Below are 344 nucleotides of genomic sequence, written 5' to 3'. Positions count from 1 at the left end.
AATGTGGGGGTGCCGCGCTCTCAAGGTCTGGATGTCCGTCTGCTCGATCGCGCAGAGGAGATGGCGCTGCGTACAAGTAAAGAGAATTGGGCACCAAGTTACATTGATAATCTAACTGCTATACTAAACGTTGGCCAGGGATCCCCAACAAACCTGGTAAGCAGTTATAATGCCCGTTTCCCAGAGAAATACCGCCGTGGTTTACTGGCTTTCGACTGGACTTTTGGTATCATTTACTCCGTGCAGCGTATTCCGGACGGATCTTCTTATAAAACAACAGCAGAGGAATTTTTATCAGGCCAACCTTTGCCTCTTACTGATGGTTTGATCGGGCCAGATGGTGC

General features: G+C 48.8%; 1 protein-coding gene. It reads left to right on the top strand.

The window, feature by feature from the left end; translation table 11 throughout:
* The coding region (locus FH08_RS50790) for a hypothetical protein (RefSeq protein ID WP_200878837.1) at nt 1–344 on the top strand (344 nt) is incomplete at both ends.

This window comes from Caballeronia sordidicola, from assembly GCF_000729995.1.
Lineage (GTDB): Bacteria > Pseudomonadota > Gammaproteobacteria > Burkholderiales > Burkholderiaceae > Caballeronia > Caballeronia sordidicola_A.
This window is presented reverse-complemented; position numbering and strand designations above follow the sequence as displayed.